Source organism: Lysobacter korlensis, assembly GCF_042434515.1.
In genome coordinates this window covers 1,513,104-1,531,305 of the sequence record NZ_JBHLTG010000001.1, presented here as the reverse complement: position 1 = coordinate 1,531,305, position 18,202 = coordinate 1,513,104, and the positions used below count along the sequence as shown (strand labels likewise).

General features: G+C 68.6%; 12 protein-coding genes and 2 tRNA genes. 11 read left to right on the top strand and 3 right to left on the bottom strand.

The features are described 5' to 3' along the window. Positions 1–84 precede the first annotated feature (84 nt). Both rnd and ACFFGH_RS07155 read left to right on the top strand, forming a co-directional pair. Entirely contained in the window at positions 85–1,182 is a 1,098-nt protein-coding gene (rnd, locus tag ACFFGH_RS07160; protein WP_386666370.1) for a ribonuclease D, read from the top strand. Positions 1,183–1,220: 38 nt separating this feature from the next. Further along, a tRNA-Ala gene (locus tag ACFFGH_RS07155) sits at positions 1,221–1,296 on the top strand. Positions 1,297–1,509: 213 nt separating this feature from the next. Here the strand turns inward: ACFFGH_RS07155 and ACFFGH_RS07150 are convergent. Further along, positions 1,510–3,318 carry a 3-hydroxybutyrate oligomer hydrolase family protein gene (locus ACFFGH_RS07150; RefSeq protein ID WP_386666367.1) on the bottom strand — a complete coding sequence of 603 codons (1,809 nt, stop codon included), beginning with the start codon at positions 3,316–3,318 and terminating at the stop codon, positions 1,510–1,512. Positions 3,319–3,415: 97 nt separating this feature from the next. Between ACFFGH_RS07150 and ACFFGH_RS07145 the strand changes: the two genes are divergently transcribed. Beyond that, on the top strand, positions 3,416–4,180 hold the full coding sequence (locus tag ACFFGH_RS07145; protein ID WP_386666365.1) for a 3-hydroxybutyrate dehydrogenase: 765 nt from the start codon (positions 3,416–3,418) through the stop codon (positions 4,178–4,180). Between the two features lie 378 nt (positions 4,181–4,558). Then, the gene (locus ACFFGH_RS07140; RefSeq protein ID WP_386666362.1) at positions 4,559–5,224 is read left to right on the top strand and encodes a response regulator transcription factor; all 666 of its coding nucleotides are present in this window, start codon (positions 4,559–4,561) and stop codon (positions 5,222–5,224) included. 138 nt (positions 5,225–5,362) lie between these two features. On the opposite strand, the gene ACFFGH_RS07135 is transcribed toward ACFFGH_RS07140, so the two are convergent. Continuing rightward, entirely contained in the window at positions 5,363–8,758 is a 3,396-nt protein-coding gene (locus ACFFGH_RS07135) for a hybrid sensor histidine kinase/response regulator (RefSeq protein WP_386666360.1), read from the bottom strand. A gap of 148 nt (positions 8,759–8,906) precedes the next feature. Next, positions 8,907–11,156, bottom strand: coding sequence for a TonB-dependent receptor (locus ACFFGH_RS07130; protein WP_386666357.1), 2,250 nt, complete (start codon positions 11,154–11,156; stop codon positions 8,907–8,909). 275 nt (positions 11,157–11,431) lie between these two features. Between ACFFGH_RS07130 and ACFFGH_RS07125 the strand changes: the two genes are divergently transcribed. From ACFFGH_RS07125 to ACFFGH_RS07095, 7 genes are all read left to right on the top strand, one after another. Next, positions 11,432–12,835, top strand: a complete 1,404-nt coding sequence (locus tag ACFFGH_RS07125) for a GntP family permease (RefSeq protein ID WP_386666354.1) — start codon at positions 11,432–11,434, stop codon at positions 12,833–12,835. Between the two features lie 150 nt (positions 12,836–12,985). Further along, positions 12,986–13,062 (top strand) — tRNA-Arg (locus ACFFGH_RS07120). A 120-nt stretch (positions 13,063–13,182) separates the two neighbouring features. Then, the gene (gene amaB / locus ACFFGH_RS07115; protein ID WP_386666352.1) at positions 13,183–14,715 is read left to right on the top strand and encodes an L-piperidine-6-carboxylate dehydrogenase; all 1,533 of its coding nucleotides are present in this window, start codon (positions 13,183–13,185) and stop codon (positions 14,713–14,715) included. A gap of 26 nt (positions 14,716–14,741) precedes the next feature. After that, complete coding sequence (locus tag ACFFGH_RS07110; RefSeq protein ID WP_386666350.1) at positions 14,742–15,026, top strand: DUF4190 domain-containing protein; 285 nt, start codon at positions 14,742–14,744, stop codon at positions 15,024–15,026. A 7-nt stretch (positions 15,027–15,033) separates the two neighbouring features. Further along, on the top strand, positions 15,034–16,101 hold the full coding sequence (locus tag ACFFGH_RS07105) for a quinone-dependent dihydroorotate dehydrogenase (RefSeq protein WP_386666347.1): 1,068 nt from the start codon (positions 15,034–15,036) through the stop codon (positions 16,099–16,101). Next, positions 16,098–17,138 carry a UDP-N-acetylmuramate dehydrogenase gene (murB, locus tag ACFFGH_RS07100; RefSeq protein WP_386666344.1) on the top strand — a complete coding sequence of 347 codons (1,041 nt, stop codon included), beginning with the start codon at positions 16,098–16,100 and terminating at the stop codon, positions 17,136–17,138. Before ACFFGH_RS07105 ends, murB begins: the two co-directional genes overlap by 4 nt. A 157-nt stretch (positions 17,139–17,295) precedes the next feature. After that, positions 17,296–18,201 carry a DMT family transporter gene (locus ACFFGH_RS07095; protein ID WP_386666342.1) on the top strand — a complete coding sequence of 302 codons (906 nt, stop codon included), beginning with the start codon at positions 17,296–17,298 and terminating at the stop codon, positions 18,199–18,201. Position 18,202: the final 1 nt, after the last annotated feature.

The window sequence follows — 18,202 nt, the reverse complement described above, 5'->3', positions numbered from 1 at the left end:
TGGACGGCCGGCCCGTGTCGGCGGGAGCACGGAAAGTAGGCTATTGTCGCCCGCCTCCGCATCATCGCCCAAGCATTCCTGCCCGTGCCGATCTGGATCAACGACCCCGCCGCGCTGAAGGACCATCTTGCGGCGCGCCCTGCCCGGATCGGACTGGACACCGAGTTCATCCGCGAGCGCACCTACTGGCCGCAGCTCGCGCTGGTGCAAATCTCGTTCGAACGACCCGACGGAACGGTTGCGATCCTGCTCGTCGACCCGCTCGTGCCCGGCATGACCGAAGCGCTCGCGCCGATGCTCGAGGACACGGCGATCCTCAAAGTGATGCACAGCCCCAGCGAGGATCTGGTGACGTTCAAGCAGGCCTGCGGCGTGTTGCCCGAGCCGCTGTTCGACACCCAGCTCGCAGCAGCGCTGGCCGGTATCGGCAATGGCCTGGGCTACCAGAAGCTTGTAGAGCAACTGACCGGCGTGACGCTCGCGAAAGGCGAGACGCGGTCGGACTGGCTGCGCAGGCCGCTGTCACCGGCCCAGCTCGAGTACGCGGCGGATGACGTGCGCCACCTGTTCGAAATGCACGACGCGCTCGAAGGGATGCTGGCGCAGCTCGGGCGGCGGGGCTGGCTCGAGGAAGACGCCGCGCGCACGGTGCACAACGCGCGCAACGAGGCACCGGAGCGCTGGCCGCACCTGTCGATGCGCAGCGCGCAGTTCCTCGACCGCGATGCGCAGGTGCGCCTTGCACGGCTGCTGCGCTGGCGCGACGTCTACGCTCGCGAGACCGACCGCCCGCGCACCTGGATTCTCGACAACGAGCTCGCGGTCGCACTCGCACGCACACCGCCGGCCGATCGCGCCGCCCTGCAGCAGCAGCTTGAATCGCACCCCAAGGCACCGCGCAAGCTCGGCGATGCGATCTGGCAGGCGCTCACCACTCCCGTCGCCGACGAAGCGGACGCCCCGTTCGTAGCCGCGGACGCACGTGACAAGCAACGCCTGCGCAAGCTGCAGGATGCGGTTGCCGCACGCGGCAGCGAACTCGGCCTGCCTGACGGGCTGCTCGCGTCGCGACGCTGGCTGGAGAGCCTGCTCGACGACGGCGTCTGGCCGGACGCACTGGCCGGCTGGCGCCGTACCATACTCGAGCCCGTACTTGGCCCGCTGCTCAACCGCCAGGGCTAGCGTCGATCATCCGACGCCGCTAGACTTGGACCGCGCGTGGGGCGGTAGCTCAGCTGGGAGAGCGTCGCGTTCGCATCGCGAAGGTCAGGGGTTCGATCCCCCTCCGCTCCACCAACACCATTCCAGCAAAACCCCGCTTCGGCGGGGTTTTTCGTTTACGGCGCACGCTGCGCTCTGAGCGCGGCTGCTACAGCCGGCCTATTTCATACGGCGCTATTGCCGCTGGCGCGACGTCCGCTTTGTCCGGCCTCGTACGGCGCCCGAACCGGGCCGCTTCGGGACGAATTACGAGCCGCTTCCCGAACCACGCGCCGCCTCGACAACCCCTCAGCGCGGTAGCGCGAGATTCTCCGGCCCGAGCGCTGCTTCTTTCGCACGCGGCTTCGTATCGATCACCGCATCGGCCGGCAGCACCTCCCCTTCGATCACCGCCCAGGCGTGGTCGAGCGCGTGGTAAACGTACGGCAGCAGCGGCACGTAGCGCTCCGCGAACTGCGGCAGACCGAGGAACGCGTCGAAGTGCTGCGCGTTGCGCACCTGCCAGTAGCGCACGTCGCGACCGGCGGCCTGCGCCTTGGCGACATACGGAGTGCTGGTGAACGCGGCCGGGATCAGCCCGTCGTCGACGCCGTGCACCACGATGACCGGCAGGCCCGCGCGTGGCAGCCCTGCCTCGGTTGCGGCCACGCCTTCGCGAACGCGCATTGCGGCAGGCGTGTCGGCCGTCCACAGCTGACGCAGGCATACCAAGCCATCGATCGGCGAAGCCGCGCCGGGCGGTTCGGCCAGTGCGATCCCGCCGCCCGGCGGGATGCCGCTGCCATCGCTCCACCACGCGGCGCGCTCGGCCGGTGTTGCCGCGCGCGGGCCGTCCGTGCCGAGAACTTCGTAGCGATAGCCGCAGGGGTGTTCGTCGACCCCGAAGCGGCCGTAGGCCGAGGCATACGCTGCCGCGACCGCACGCCACAGGCCGAAGCCGACGCTGGCTGCGCCACCTCGTAACGCGTCATCGGTCCAGCCCTGCGCGCGCAGCTTGTCGTACGCGGACCGTTGCCACGACGGGAGATCATTCCCCTCGATAAGCCCGGCATTTGCAGCCGCCTCGCAGCGCTGCGCGATGTCCGGCAACGCGGGCAGCCCGAGATGCGACAGTGCGCATGGCATCAGCAGCGCGGCTTCGGTGCCGAAGTCGTACAGCGTTCGCGCACCGCCCGCATTCGCATAGACGTTCGGCTCGCCGGCCACGACCGCATCCAACCAATCGCCTTCGAGCTCGGCCGCGCGCAGGACAGCGCCGCCGCCATTCGAGATACCGACCGCGATGACCCGGGTGTTCTCGAACGTGAAGGGCGCCTGCTGCGGATAGGCCTGCGCGAGTGCCTGCAGCCCGAACTCCGCGGCCTGCCTGACGTGGCGGCCCCAGTCGGCCTCCGGGTTGTCACGTGAGTGCGCATGCTTGAACGCGACACCGGAAGCGGCCGTGGTGTCGGGCTCGAACGCAAGCGTTTCGCCCGGGCCGCCACGCGTGCCATCCAACCGCGCGCCCTCGCGCGCAGCGAGGTCGAAGTAGTCGGTGCCCGCGGCCTTGTCGGTGTAGGCCACCGCGCAACCCTTGGGCAGGCCCCAAGCGCCGGCGACCGAAATCGCACCGTAGATCCCGCGCGAACCCGACGACGCCGCCACCACAAGGCAGCGCCTGTTCGCGTCGAACCCATCGGGCGCCTGCAGCAGCACGCGATGCGGGTGCCGCGCGCCGGGGAGCGTCGCGAACGCCTGGTACTCGCGGCCCGGCACGGTTGCGACGCTGCCGTAGAGCGAGCCGTATCCGCCTGCGGGCGACAGGTCGGCAATGCCGCGCCAGTTGCTCCAGAGCGCGCGACGTCGTAGCTCGGCCGGGGTCGGCGCGGATGCGTCGGCGAATGCGGGTGGCGTCATCGCACGCAAGCCGTCCAGCCCGAGGCCGCCAGTCAGCAGGTCGTCGCCGTTGCGATGTTCGGTGATGCGTACCGGGTCGAACACGCCAACTCCATTTGCAGACATCGGGGCGCCCGGGCGCGTGGCGGTCACGGCGCAGGCGGAGACGAGCAGCGCGAACAGGCCCAGGGCGGTCGCGCGCGGAAGGGATCGGGAGTCCATGCAGCGACCGTAGCAAGGCGGCCACTGCGCGGCATCGTACTTTCGTACCACGCCGACGTTATGAGGGCTTGGTAGGCTTGGCCCACGGAGGCCCCACATGACCCAACGCTGCATCCTCATCACCGGTGCCGGCAGCGGCATCGGCGCCGGCATCGCGACCGAGCTGTCCCGCGCCGGGCACCACGTCGTCGTCACCGACCTCGGGTTGGACGCGGCCGAGTCGGTCGCTGCGCAGATCCGCAGGGACGGCGGCTCGGCCGAAGCACTCGCACTCGATGTCACGTCCGACGACAGCGTCGCGGCCGCGCTGGCTGCGGTGTCGCGCCCGGTCGACGTACTGGTCAACAACGCCGGCCTGCAGCACGTCGCTCCGCTCGAGGAATTTCCGATTGCGAAATGGGAGTTCCTCGTGCAGGTGATGCTGGTGGGCGTGGCGCGGCTGACGCGTGCGCTGCTGCCGGGCATGCGCGAGCGCGGGTTCGGACGCATCGTCAATATCGGCTCGATCCACTCGCTGGTCGCAAGCCCGTACAAGAGCGCGTACGTCGCCGCGAAGCACGGCCTGCTCGGCTTTTCGAAGGTGATCGCGCTCGAAACGTCGGACACCGACATCACGGTCAACACGATCTGCCCGACCTACGTGAAGACCCCGCTCGTCGACAAGCAGATCGCGGACCAGGCGCGCACGCGCGGCATTCCGGAATCGGAAGTCGTCAGCCAGGTGATGCTCAAGCCGATGCCGAAGGGCGTGTTCATCACGTTTGAGGAACTCGCCGGCATTACCGCGTTTCTGATGTCGCCGGCGGCGCGCAACATCACCGGGCATACGATCGACGTTGATGGTGGGTGGACGGTGCAGTAATGCCTTCAATGGTGACCGGGTGGCTTTCCGCGAGCGCGCCGGTCGGCATGGCCCAGCAGGACACGCCTTGAATCCATCCATGGAGGCTCATCGGCGACATCCATGTCGCCGATGGTCCTGCCGGGCCATGCCGACCGGCGCGCCCATCACTTCCGCGACCTGAAACAGAGCGCCACGTTTCACTCCGGCTGCAGCACATGCTCAGGCGGGTCGGGCGGATGGGAGCAGCGGGACCCTCGCCGGCATGGACGCCGGCGAGGAGCCTCCAGGGATGGATTCACGGCGTGTCCCGCTGATTCCATCCAATCGACCCGCGCTCGTGAGACCCACAACGCGCGACCCGCTTTTGCATCTCCTTCCAACGCATTTGACCGCGCCATGCCCACCCTCCTCATCGCCGACGACCATCCGTTGTTCCGGGCTGCACTGCGCGGCGCAGCGGCCGATGCCGTGGCCGATCTGCAGGTGCGCGAGGCCGATTCGCTCGATGGTGTGCTGGGCGTGCTGGACGCGGAGCCCGACGTGGACCTCGTGCTGCTGGACCTGCACATGCCCGGCAACCACGGGCTTGCCGGGCTGGCTGCGATCCGCGCGCAGTACCCGGGCGTTGCGGTCGTGGTGGTGTCGGCGAACGACGATCCGCGGGTGGTGCGCCGCGCGCTCGACCACGGCGCGGCAGGCTACCTGCCAAAAAGCTCCGGCCTCGATGAGCTGCGCGAGGCGATCCGCACCGTGCTGGCCTGCGAACAATGGCTGCCGGCGAGCCTGCGCAGCTCGGTCTCGCGTGCGCAGTCATCCGCACACGATGCCGACCTCGCCGCGCGTCTCGCGAGCCTGTCGCCGCAGCAGTTCCGCGTGCTCGTGCTGGTCGCCGAGGGGCTGCTCAACAAGCAGATCGCCGACCGGCTCGACGTGCAGGAGCGCACGGTGAAGGCGCATCTGACCGCGATCTTCGAGCGGCTCGGCGTGCGCAATCGCACACAGGCCGGCGTAGTACTGCGCGAACTCGAACTCAGCGATCCCGCGCGACAGATCGAAACCTGAGGCTGCACCGCAGCCGAGTGGGCGCGGACGCGAATGACTGCAATCGGCGCGGCATCACTTCGTGCAAAACGCGCTTTTCCGATGGGCGCTGGCAGCACAGCGCAGGAAACTCACAGTGCAGCCGCGCCAGCGTTCCGCTCAGGCTTCGCCCAGCTCCACGCCCGTTTCAGCAGCCGGCGACGCGGGCACCGACCGCGCCGCAAGCACGCGGTCCAGCACAGACTTGAGCGCAAGCGGCTTGAGCGGCTTCATCAGCAGCGGCAATCCTGCCTCATGCACAGTCCGCCGCACGTCCGCGGTGTGGTCGGCGCTGAGGATGACGGCCGGCCGGGGGCCAAACGATGTGGAGAGCGCGCGATGCACCTCGACGCCGGTGTCGTCGTTGTCGAGGTGGTAATCGAACAGCCATACGTCCGCAGGGGACACCGACAGCGCAGCGATCGCATCGGCGCGGCTGCGCGCGGCGGTGACGCGGCAGCCCCAACCTTCGAGCAGCCGCTGCAGCGCGGCGAGCGCGACCGGCTCGTTGTCGAGGATCAGCACGTTGGTTCCGGGCAGCCGCACGCGTGTGTCGGCTTCGGGCAACGCGATGCGCACCTGTGCGATCGCGCATGGCACCTCGATGCCGAACGCCGTGCCCTGCCCCGGCCGGCTGCGCAGCGTCAGCGGCGCCTGCAGCAGCTGCGCCATGCGATCGGCGATCGCCAGGCCGAGCCCCAGGCCCTGACCGCCGACGCCGTCGCCCCGACGGAACTCCTCGAAGATCACGCGCTGCTGGTCGATCGGAATACCCGGGCCCGTGTCGTGCACTTCCACCCGCACCGAGCGCGGCAGGCGGCGCACGCCGAGCACCACGCGGCCATGCACGGTGTAGCGCACCGCATTCGCAAGGAAGTTCTGCAGTACGCGCCGCAGCAGTTGCGGGTCGCTGTGGATCCAGGCGCGGCTGCGCAGGTAGCAGAACTCCAGGCCGCGTTCGGCGGCTAGCGCACGGAATTCCGATGCGAGCGGATCGAGGACCTCGGCCAGCGGGAAATCGCGCGGCTGTGGCGCCAGGCCGCCGGCCTCGAGACGGGACATGTCGAGCAGGCCGCCGAGCAGGTTCGTCGTCGACTCCAGCGCTCCACGCGTCTGCGCGGCGAGCTCGCGCTGCGCAGGCTCGGACAACTGCTGCGACAGCGCGTCGGTGAACAGATGCGCTGCATGCAGCGGCTGCAGCAGGTCGTGGCCGATCGCCGCGAGGAAGCGGCTCTTGGCATCGTTCGCGCGCTCGGCCTCGCGCTTGGCGTGTTCGAGCAGCGTGGTCCGCTCGGTGACGCGCTGCTCCAGTGTCTCGTTCGACAGGATCAGTGCGGCTTCTGCACGGCGGAACTCGGTGACGTCGGTGAACGTCGCGACGAAGCCGCCGCCCGGCATCGGATTACCGCGGATTTCGACGATGGTCCCGTCGGGCAGCACGCGTTCGGACAGATGCGGCGTGCCGGCGCGCATGTGCGCGAGCCGGCGCTCCAGTGCCTCGCGGGTGGCGCCCTGGTGCGGCATGCGCTGCAACGCCCACTCCGACAGCACCGAGATCGGCTGGCCGACGCGGACAAGTTCGGGCGGGAAGCCGAACAGCTCGACATAGCGACGATTCCACGCGACCAGGCGCAGCTGCGCATCGACCACGCTGATGCCCTGGCTCATGTTCTCGAGCGCCGCTTCGAGCACGCGCTGGTTGAACCGCAGCGCCTGCGAGGCCTCGCCGACGATCGCGGCCACCGTATCCAGGTCGGCACCAGCCTGCCGATGCGCGGCGTCCAGCAGCAGCCGGGCCGACGCGCTGCCGAGCACAGTCGCGAGTTCGTGCTCGACGCGTGCCTGCACCGGCGCCGGCACGGGGCCGCTGGCGGGCGCGTCGCCGAGCAGCTCGTCGAGCCGCTCCTCCGGCAGGAAACGTCGCCCCGCATTGCGCAGCGTGCGCAGATCGAAGCCGCGTTCCTCCCGGCGGTGCCCCGGCAACCAGCCGGCAACAACGAACGTCGTCGCCGCACCGACGAACAGGCTCGACGCGACCGCGCGGCCCAGGCGGCTCCATCCGGTCAGGCCGAACAGCGAATCGGGCGCGAGCCAACCGATGCCGGCGAACCCGTGCTCCAGCCACGCGGGCGGGACGCCGCGCGCCTGTGCCACCAGCGGCAGCAGCAGCGCCCAGCACCAGACCGCGAACCCCGCAACAATGCCGGCCGTCACCGCGCGTGGCGGCGTTCCCGGCCGCCAGACCGCGAAACCCAGCGCGGGTGCCAGCGTCGCGAGCGCCGAAAACGACACCGCGCCGACGTCGGCCAACGCCGCGTTGTCGCCGATCAGGCGGTTGTAGCCCCAGGCGCACAGCATGATCGCGACGATGCCTACGCGCCGCAGCAGCAGCACGCTGCCGCGCAGATCGCCGCCGCTCGGGCGCGACCACGCGCCGCGCACGAGGCCCGGCGCAAGCCAGTGGTTGCCGATCATCAGGCTCAGCGTGAGCGTGCTGACCACCACCATGCCGGTCGCGGCGCTCAGGCCACCCAGGAATCCGAACAGCGCCAGCCCCTGCTGCCCCTGCGACAGCGGCAGCGCCAGCACGTACAGGTCGGGCGACAGGCCACTGTCGGCCAGCAGCGCATCACCTGCGTGTGCAAGAGGCAGCAGCGGCGCGGCAATCAGCAGCAGGTAGAGCGGAAACAGCCAGCGTGCGGTTCGAAGATGCTTTTCGTCGCGGCACTCGACCACGCCGACATGGAACTGGTGCGGCAGCGTGAACATCGCCAGCACGCCCAGCAGCACCAGCGGCATGAAACCGTCGGCGTCGGGCCGGGCGCTTGGCTCGGCAACCGCGGCAGCAGGCAGGTCCAGTCCGAACACGACGAACACGCCCAGTGCCAGCATCGCCGCAAGCTTGAACAGGGATTCGAACGCGACCGCGAGCACCAGCCCGCGGTTGTGCTCCGACGCACTGACGCGCCGCGTGCCGAACAGCATCGCGAACAAGGCCATCGCCAGCGCGACATAAAGGGCGCCATCGCGCCACAGCTCGGGTGCGGCGTCGTTCGCGGTGCCCGTCAGCATCGCGTAGCTCATGGCGACGGCCTTGAGCTGCAGCGCGATGTACGGGATCAGGCCGAGCGCGGCGACTGCGGTGACGGTGCCCGCAATCCAGGTGTCCTTGCCCAGACGCGTTGCGATCAGGTCCGCCAGCGACGTCGCGCCCGACTCGCGAGCAAGCCGCACCAGCCGCGTCATTGCCGCAGCGGCGAATGCGTAGAGCACGATGGTGCCCACGAACGTCGGCGGCAGCGGCCAACCGTAGCGGGCGGCCTGCGTCACCGTTCCGTAGAACGTCCACGAGGTGCAGTAGACCGCCAGCGACAGTCCGTAGACATAGGGCCAGTGCCGGGCCAAAAGGCCGGGCCGGCGCTCCGCATGCAGTGCTACCCCGAACAGCACGCCGAGCCACAGCAGCGCGGCCAGCACCACAACGCCGACACTCAGCACGGATCCGCCCCAGCTCATCCGGTCGCGCCGCGGCCAACGCCGCGCCCCTCGGCTGCGGTTGCCCGTGCTTTTCGCAGGGCGCATGCCGATCGCGCCCAGAGTAACGCAGCGGCGGACAAAAGCCCGCCGCTGCGTCCATGCCGCCTTCGGGGATCGGCCGGACCGGTCAGAAGTCGTAACGCGCGGTGAGCGAGACCTGGCGCGGCGGACCATAGAAGCCGGTCAGCACGCCGAGCGCCGCGTTGATGTTGTAGCCGGTGGTCCGGTACTCCTTGTCGGTCAGGTTCGTACCCTGCAGCTGGAACGACCATGCGTCGTCCATGCGCCAGGTCACGCCCGCATTCACCAGGCCGTAGCCATCCTGCGTGATCGGCTGCGCGCCGGTCCGGATGATCTCGGTCGTGGCCACCACGTCGCTCTGATACGCATAGCCGACACGCGCCGACAGGTTGCCACCGCTCGCCAGGTCGGTGCGGTACTCGATGTTGACCGCGCCGGAGAACTCGGGCGCGTTCGTGAATTCCTGCTCGTCGGCGATGTTGACGCCGGCGTAGATGAACTCGTCGTACTCGGCATCCAGCCAGGCAACGTTGCCCGACAGCGCCCAGTTCTCGCTCGGCAGCCACTGGTACTCGACCTCCAGGCCGCTGACCGTGCCCGAACCCGCATTCGTGAAGTCGCCGAAGAACGCGTCGTTCGTGCCGTCGCCGTTGCTGTCGTAGGCGGTGAACACCGACAGCTGGATGTCCTCGTACTGGTTGTGGAAGTACGCGAGGTTGAGGAACAGGCTGTTGTCGAGGAACGCCATCTTGCTGCCGACCTCGAAGCTGTCGACAACCTCGTCATCGAACGGCTCGGCCGAACGTGGCACCGCGGTCGCCTGGGCGCGGATGTTGTAACCGCCCGACTTGAAGCCACGGTTTGCCGAGGCGTAGACCATGATGTCCGGCGTTACCTGCCAGTCCAGCGAGACCTTCGGCGAGACGTTCTTGAAGTTGATCGTCTTGTCGAAGTTGGCCGAGATGCGGCCGTTGGGCACCGTATACGTCGCGTCGGTGTAGCCCTGGTTCAGAACCCGCGCACGCTTGTCCTCGTCGGTATAGCGCGCGCCGACATCGAGCGAAAGCGCCTCGCTGAGGTCGAACGTCCAGTCCGCGTACAGCGCGACGCTCTCGGTAAAGACCGTGCCCTGCGTATCGCCGAACAGCCGGTTGAAGAAGTTGTTGAGCACACGTCCGCCAGCCTCGCCGTCGAACACGTACACGCCCATGACGCCGCGTACGCGGCCGCCAGCGTCGTAGTTGGCCTGCAGCTCGTGGCTGAGCTGCTCGTCCTCGTAGAACGCCTTGACGTCCGCAATCGGCGCCGGCGTGGTGTCGAAGTCGATATTGGTTTCGGTATCCGATGCGCGCAGCGCGACGACGTATTTCAGGCCCCAGTTCTCGTTGACCGCCCAGTTCGCCGTAGCCGATACACCGCGCAGCGTGGTGTCGTTGATGTTCGGCATGCCGTTGCGGACGTCGTAGCGGTCCTCAAGCGGCGGGAACGCACCGAATTGCGGGAACGCGATCGTGTTGAAGCGGTTCGGCGCAAGCAGCTGCGCACCGCGTACGCCGGACTGGTCGTCGACCCAGTCGAACGCGACCTGCAGGTTGAACGTGTCGCTCACATAAGCGCCCACCTGCCCGCGCAGCGCGAGGATTTCCTTGTCGCTGACTTCCTGGCCGGTGATCAGGTTTTCGCCGAAGCCGTCGCGATTGAGGCTGGCAACCGCAATGCGTGCACGCAGCGCGTCACTGCCGATCGGCCCGCCAACGGCCGCCTTGACGTCGAGCTGGTTGTAATTGCCGACCGTGACCGAAGCGAAGCCGTCGAACGCGGTTGGCAGGCCACGCGAGATGTACTTGATCGCGCCACCAATGGTGTTCTTGCCGTACAGCGTGCCCTGCGGCCCGCGCAGCACTTCGACGCGCTCGACGTCGAACACGTCGAGCAATGCGCCCTGCGGACGGGCGATGTAGACATCGTCCATGTAGATGCCGACGCCCGGGTCGACGCCCCACAGCGGATCGGATTGGCCGACGCCGCGGATGTACGCGGTGATCGTGCTGCTGGAGCCACGCGCGGCATACACCGTGAGGTTCGGGACCTGCGCATCGAGGTCCGACAGGTCGTCGACGGCAAGCTTGTCGAGCGCATCGGCGGTGAATGCGGTGACCGCCACCGGGACGTCCTGCAACGTTTCCTCGCGCTTGCGCGCGGTGACCTTGACGCCGCCGAGGTTGACCGCACCAGCCTCGTCAGAGGGCCGGCCCTGCTCGGTCGGGGTGGCGTCCTGTGCCCAGGCCACCGGTGCCAGCAGCGCGCAGGCGATGGCGACGGTGAGGCGTTTGCGACTCGTAGCGTTGCGGCCCATCAGAACTTCTCCCCAGTACGGATCAGCGTGTGCGGTTCAATGCGCCCGGATCGAACGCGATCGGCGACGCGGTTGCCGCCATGAATGCAAGACTAGGAGCGCCCCGGCGCGCCGGCATCTGTACCTTCGGACAATGCCCCCGCTTGCGCTCGCCACCGACACTGCGTGCGTCGAGCTCCCGATGCCGAACGCATCCGCCGCACCGGCAGCCGGGCACTGGCTGCACGCAGGGCTGGCTGTCGCCGGCCGGAGCGCAATCCAAGCGGGGATGGAAAATGTCGTTTCTGATCGTGCTCGCGGCGCTGGTGTTCCTGATGCTGGTCGCTTACCGCGGCTACAGCGTCATCCTGTTCGCCCCGGTCGCCGCGCTGGGCGCCGTGCTGCTGACCGAGCCCTCGCTGGTCGCACCGATGTTCACCGGCCTGTTCATGGACAAAATGGTCGGCTTTTTGAAGCTGTATTTCCCGGTGTTCCTGCTCGGGGCAATCTTCGGCAAGCTGATCGAGATATCGGGCTTCTCGAAGGCGATCGTTGCCGCGACGATCCGCCTGTTCGGCGCGGGCCGCGCGATGCTGTCGATCGTCGCGGTCTGCGCGCTGCTGACCTACGGCGGCGTGTCGTTGTTCGTCGTCGTGTTCGCGGTATATCCGTTCGCGGCCGAGCTGTTCCGCCAGAGCGATATCCCCAAACGGCTGATCCCGGGCACGATCGCGCTCGGTGCGTTCACCTTCACGATGGACGCGCTGCCCGGCACGCCGCAGATCCAGAACATCATCCCGACCGCGTTTTTCGGAACCACCTCATGGGCGGCGCCGGTGCTCGGCACAGTTGGCGCGATCTTCATCGCAATCGTCGGCCTGAGCTACCTGGAGTGGCGTCGCCGCGTCGCCGCCGCCCGCGGCGAGGGCTACGGCGACGCAGCGACGCTTCTCAACGAACCCACGCCGTATGCGGGCGGTGCACTCGCCAACCCGCTGGTCGCGATCCTTCCGCTGGTGATGGTCGGCGTTTCCAACAAGCTGTTCACGACGCTGATCCCGCTCGCCTACGGCACCAGCCACGAGTTCATGCCCGCAGTGATGGGCAGCGCCGAGCCGGTCGTGCAGGACGTCACGAAGGTCGCCGCGATCTGGGCGGTCGAGGGGGCGCTGCTGGTCGGCATCGCGACCGTGCTGCTGTTTGCGTGGAAGCAGGTGGTCTCGAGCTTCGCCGACGGCACGAAAACAGCGATCGGCGGCGCGCTGCTCGCGTCGATGAACACGGCCAGCGAGTACGGCTTCGGCGCCGTCATCGCCGCCCTGCCCGGCTTCCTCGTTGTCGCCAATGCGCTGGGTTCGATCCCGAACCCGCTGGTCAACGAGGCGGTAACCGTCACCGCGCTGGCGGGCATCACCGGGTCGGCCTCAGGCGGCATGAGCATCGCGCTCGCGGCGATGGCCGAGAGCTTCATCGCCAATGCGCAGGCAGCAGGCATCCCGATGGAAGTGCTGCACCGTGTCGCCTCGATGGCCTCTGGCGGTATGGACACGCTGCCGCACAACGGCGCGGTGATCACCCTGCTCGCGGTGACTGGCCTGACTCACCGGCAAGCCTACAAGGACATCTTCGCGATCACGCTGATCAAGACGGCGGCGGTCTTCGTCGTCATCGGGGTGTTCTACGCGACCGGGCTGGTCTGACCGCGCACCGCGGCACTGGAGGCCCGGTCGAGTCCGGGTCGTCCGAGCTCTCGCGCGGACCCCGCCGGCCCGCAGGCCCCGCCTACGCCGGTCCGCCCGGCCGTGGTCGATTTCCGGCCGCTCAACAGTTCGTGCGAAAATGCGCCGCTTGGCCCCGTAGCTCAGCTGGATAGAGCGGTCCCCTCCTAAGGGACAGGTCGCACGTTCGAATCGTGTCGGGGCCGCCACGTTCCATCGTCGATCTGCAGCCCGCTGCGCCCGCCGGTCCGTCCGGTCCGGTCGCTGCGGGCGATTTTCCGCACGCGCCCGCTGTCCGCGGCCGCATGCCAAATACAGGAGTTGCCGCAATGACCCACCCCGTCCTGACCGCGCTTGGCCTCAACGAGACCGAATCCGGCACCTACCTCGGCAGTGGCGAATGGGCCGCAACCAGCAGCGCCGGCACGATCGAGTCGGTGAGCCCGACCGACGGCACGGTGCTCGCCAAGGTCAATGCGACCACCGCCGACGAGTACGAGCAGATCGTCGAGCGCGCCCAGGCCGCATTCAAGGTGTGGCGCACGATTCCCGCGCCGAAGCGTGGCGAAGCGATCCGCCTGTGCTCCGAGGCACTGCGCACCCACAAGGACGCGCTCGGCTCGCTGGTCGCACTCGAAATGGGCAAGTCCAAGCCCGAGGGCGATGGCGAAGTGCAGGAGATGATCGACATCGGCGAATTCGCCGTCGGTCTGTCGCGCCAGCTCTACGGCCTGACCATGCACTCCGAGCGCCCGGGCCACCGCATGTACGAGCAGTGGCACCCGATCGGCATCGTCGGAATCATCTCGGCGTTCAACTTCCCGGTCGCGGTCTGGGCCTGGAACTCGTTTGTCGCGGCCGTCTGCGGTGACGTCTCGATCTGGAAGCCCTCGCCGAAGACCCCGCTGTCGGCGATCGCGTCGATGAAGATCTGCAACGAGGCGCTGAAGGCCGGTGGTTTCCCGGACATCTTCTTCCTGTTCAACGACGCCGGCAGCGAGCTCGCCTCGAAGTTCGTCGATGACAAGCGCATCCCGCTGATCAGCTTCACCGGCTCGACCAAGGTCGGCCGCATGGTCGGTGAGCGCGTCGCGCGCCGCATGGGCCGCTCGCTGCTCGAGCTGGGCGGCAACAACGCGATCATCGTCGACCCCTCGGCCGACATGAAGCTGGCGATCCCGGCGATCGTGTTCGGCGCGGTCGGCACCGCGGGTCAGCGCTGCACCACGACGCGCCGCCTGTTCGTGCACGAGTCGATCTACGACGAGGTGCTCGGCAAGCTCAAGGCCGCCTACAAGCAGGTCGAGGGCAAGATCGGCGATCCGACCGACCCGGCCAACCTCATGGGCCCGCTCAACAGCCAGGACGCGGTCAAGGGCTACCTCGACGCGATCGAACGCGCGAAGGCGCAGGGCGGCGTGATCGAAAGCGGCGGCTCGGCCATCGACCGCCCAGGCAACTTCGTGCTGCCGGCGATCGTGACCGGGCTGAGCAACGACGCCGAAGTCGTACAGACCGAGACGTTCGCGCCGATCCTCTACGTCATGAAGTACTCGACGCTCGAAGAGGCGATCGAACTGCAGAACGCCGTGCCGCAGGGCCTGTCGTCCTCGATCTTCACCACCAACCTCCAGGTCGCCGAGCAGTTCCTCACGGCGTGGGGCTCGGACTGCGGCATCGCGAACGTCAACATCGGCACTTCGGGCGCCGAGATCGGTGGTGCGTTCGGTGGCGAGAAGGAGACCGGTGGCGGCCGTGAGTCGGGTTCGGACGCCTGGAAGGCGTACATGCGCCGCCAGACGAACACGATCAACTACTCCGACGCGCTGCCGCTCGCCCAGGGCATCAAGTTCGACCTCTGAACCGCCGCCCCGCCGAGGCCGCCCCGATGAACGAGCCCGTGCGCAGCACGTCCTCGCTCGCAATTGCGAGCCTGGTCAGCGGCATCCTCGGCTGGACGGTTCTGCCTCTGATCGGAAGCATCGTCGCGATCGTGACCGGGCATCTCGCCCGGTCCGAACTGCGTCGCGAAGGGGACCGGCTGACCGGCGATGGCATGGCCGTCGCCGGTCTGGTGCTGGGTTACCTGGCGCTGGCGACGCTGGTGATCGGCATCCTGATGGTGCTGGTGTTCTTCGGCGGCGTCGCCTGGCTCTCGTCGTGGCAGCAGTGAACCGCTGATGCGCCCCGCCTACGCCCTCGCCCGCCCGCTGCTGTTCCGGCTCGATGCCGAGACCGCGCACCACGTGACGCTGCGCGGCCTCGATCTCATCCACGCCGTGGCCGGTGGCCTGCTGCTGCCGCGGCCGCCGAAGCCGTTCCCGACCCGCGTGCTGGGGCTGACGTTCCCGAACCCGGTCGGCCTCGCGGCCGGCTTGGACAAGAACGGCGCGCACATCGATTCGCTGTTCGCGCTCGGCTTCGGATTCGTCGAAGTCGGCACCGTCACCCCTCGCCCGCAGGCGGGCAACCCGAAGCCGCGCATGTTCCGCGTGCCCGAGCATCTGGCCGTGATCAACCGGCTGGGCTTCAATAACGAGGGCGTGGACGCGCTGGTGCGCAATGTCGAGCGCGTGCGCAACCGTCGCGGCGTGCTCGGCATCAACATCGGCAAGAACAAGGACACGCCGAACGAGCTGGCCGAAGCCGATTACCTGCACTGCCTCGAACGTGTCTATCCGCTGGCCGACTACATCACGGTCAACATTTCCTCCCCGAATACCGCCGGCCTTCGCGAGCTGCAGGAAGAGCAGGCGCTGCGCCGGCTCGTCGGCTCGCTGCGCGAGGCGCAGGAACGCCTTGGTGCGCACCACGGCAAGCGCGTGCCGATGCTGGTCAAGATCGCGCCGGACCTCAGCGAAAGCGACATCGAGGCGGCCGCACGTGTGCTGTCCGACCTTCAGGTCGATGGCGTGATCGCGACAAACACCACGGTCGGCCGGCCCGACGTCGAGCACCTGCCGGTTGCCGATGAAGCCGGCGGACTGTCCGGCCGGCCGCTGATGGCGCAGGCCACGACGGTGCTGCGCATGATGCGCACGCGCCTGCCCGAGGCGATCCCGCTGATCGGCGTTGGCGGCATCGTGTCGGGCGCCGACGCGGTGACCAAGATGGCGGCGGGCGCGAATCTGGTGCAGTGCTATTCCGGGCTCGTCTACCGCGGCCCAGCGCTGATCGGCGAATGCGTCGAAGCAATGCGCCGCCGCAAGGAAGCCCCGAGCCGCGGCCACGTCCCGCCGGTCGGATGAGCGAAAGCACGCGTATCACCCGCGACGCGGACCTGACCCGGCGCAACACGTTCGGCGTGGCTGCACGCGCGCCGTTGTTGGTCGAGGCCGAGGATGCGGCCCGGCTCCCGGAGATCCTCGCCACCCAGGAACTGCAGGGCGCGGCCCCGCTGGTGCTCGGCGGCGGCAGCAACCTGCTGTTTGCGGCGGATGCGCCGGGCGCCGTGCTGGCGCTGACCGGCCGTCGCGTCGCGATCGTGCAGGACACCGATGACCGCGTCATCGTGCGCGCCGACGCGGGGGTCGAGTGGCACGGATTCGTGATGCAGACGCTGGGCCTGGGACTGTGCGGGCTCGAGAACCTTGCGTTGATCCCGGGCACCGTCGGCGCCGCACCGATCCAGAACATCGGCGCGTATGGCGTCGAAGTGCAGGAGGCCGTGCATGCGGTGGAGGCATTCGAGCCGGCCACCGGAGAGCTGCACCGTCTCGACCGCGAGGCCTGCGCGTTCGCGTACCGCGACAGCGTGTTCAAGCACGCGCCGGACCGCTTCATCGTGACCGCGGTCGAGTTCGCGCTGTCGCGTACGGCATCGCCGAAGCTCGATTACGCCGGGCTGCGCGACGAGCTTGGCGCCCGCGGCGTGGATTCACCGAGCGCGCGCGATATCGCCGATGCGGTGATCGCGATCCGGCAGCGAAAACTGCCGGATCCCGCCGTGCTCGGCAACGCGGGCAGCTTCTTCAAGAACCCGATCGTCGCGGTCGACCTGGCCGATGCGCTCGCAGCCCAGCACCCGTCACTGCCGGTGTTCCGCGGCGCCGGCCCCGACACCCGCAAGTTGTCGGCCGCGTGGCTGATCGACCAGGCGGGATGGAAGGGCCACCGCGACGGCGACGCCGGCGTCGCGTCCTCGCACGCGCTGGTGCTGGTGAACCACGGAAGCGCGACCGGCGCGCAGCTGCTGTCACTCGCACGCCGCATTGCCGACAGCGTGCACACGCGCTTCGGCGTCGCGCTCGAGCCGGAACCGCGGGTGATCGGCGCATCGTGGTGAACCTGGCCGCGGCGGGCTGCGGGTCGCCACGCACCGTGCGCGCCCCACAACGACGCGGTGTTCATTCCACGCCACTCGCCGTACTGCGAAGCCCTGTCGTCCGCTCGCCCGCCGCTCATCGCGGACCGGCGACACTGCCGCGCCGACGGAGGACCGAATGCCCTTGACGACCCACAGCCGCGCCGCGCTGCTGATGCTGTGCAGCACGCTGTTCTTCGCCCTCATGGCGGTTGCGATCCGCCTGGCGTCGGAGACACTGCACACGTTCGGAATCGCGTTCTTCCGGAACTTCTTCGGGGTGATCGCCGCGCTGCCGCTGCTCCTGCGGCACGGCCCCGGACTGCTGAAGACCGACCGGCTGTCGAAGTACTTCGTCCGCTGCCTCGTCGGCATCGTCTCGATGTTCTGCGGCTTCTGGGCGATCGGTAACCTGCCACTCGCGCAGGCGGTGTCGCTGTCGTACTCCACGCCGCTGTTCGTCACGATCGCCGCTGTCCTGATCCTGCACGAGCACGTGCGCGCACGGCGCTGGGCCGCGGTGGTGATCGGCTTCATTGGCGTGCTCGTGATCGTGCGGCCGGGCACCGCCAGCTTCACCGCGGGCACCCTCGTCGCGCTGTCAGCCGCCGTGCTCAGCGGCATCGTCTCCATCCAGATCAAGCAGCTGTCGGCCACCGAGCCGGCCGACCGCATCGTGCTGTGGACCACGATGCTCTGGGTGCCGATGTCGCTCGGCCCCGCGCTGTTCGTCTGGGAATGGCCGCAGGGCGTCACCTGGCTCTGGGTCGCGGCAGCCGGCACGCTGGGCACGCTGGGGCACATGATGTGGACGCGCGCGCTCAAGCTCGGCGACGTATCGGCACTGACGCCGATCAGCTTCATGCAGCTGCCGGTGGTCGCGGTGCTGGGCTACGTCCTGTTCGACGAAGCGGTGGACCGCTGGACCGCCCTCGGCGCGGCGATCATCTTCAGCGCGAATGCATACATCGCCCATCGGGAAGCCCAGCTGGCCCGCAGGGCCGCGACCGCATCGCCGAGCGCGGCGGCGAAGCCGGGCGAGTAGC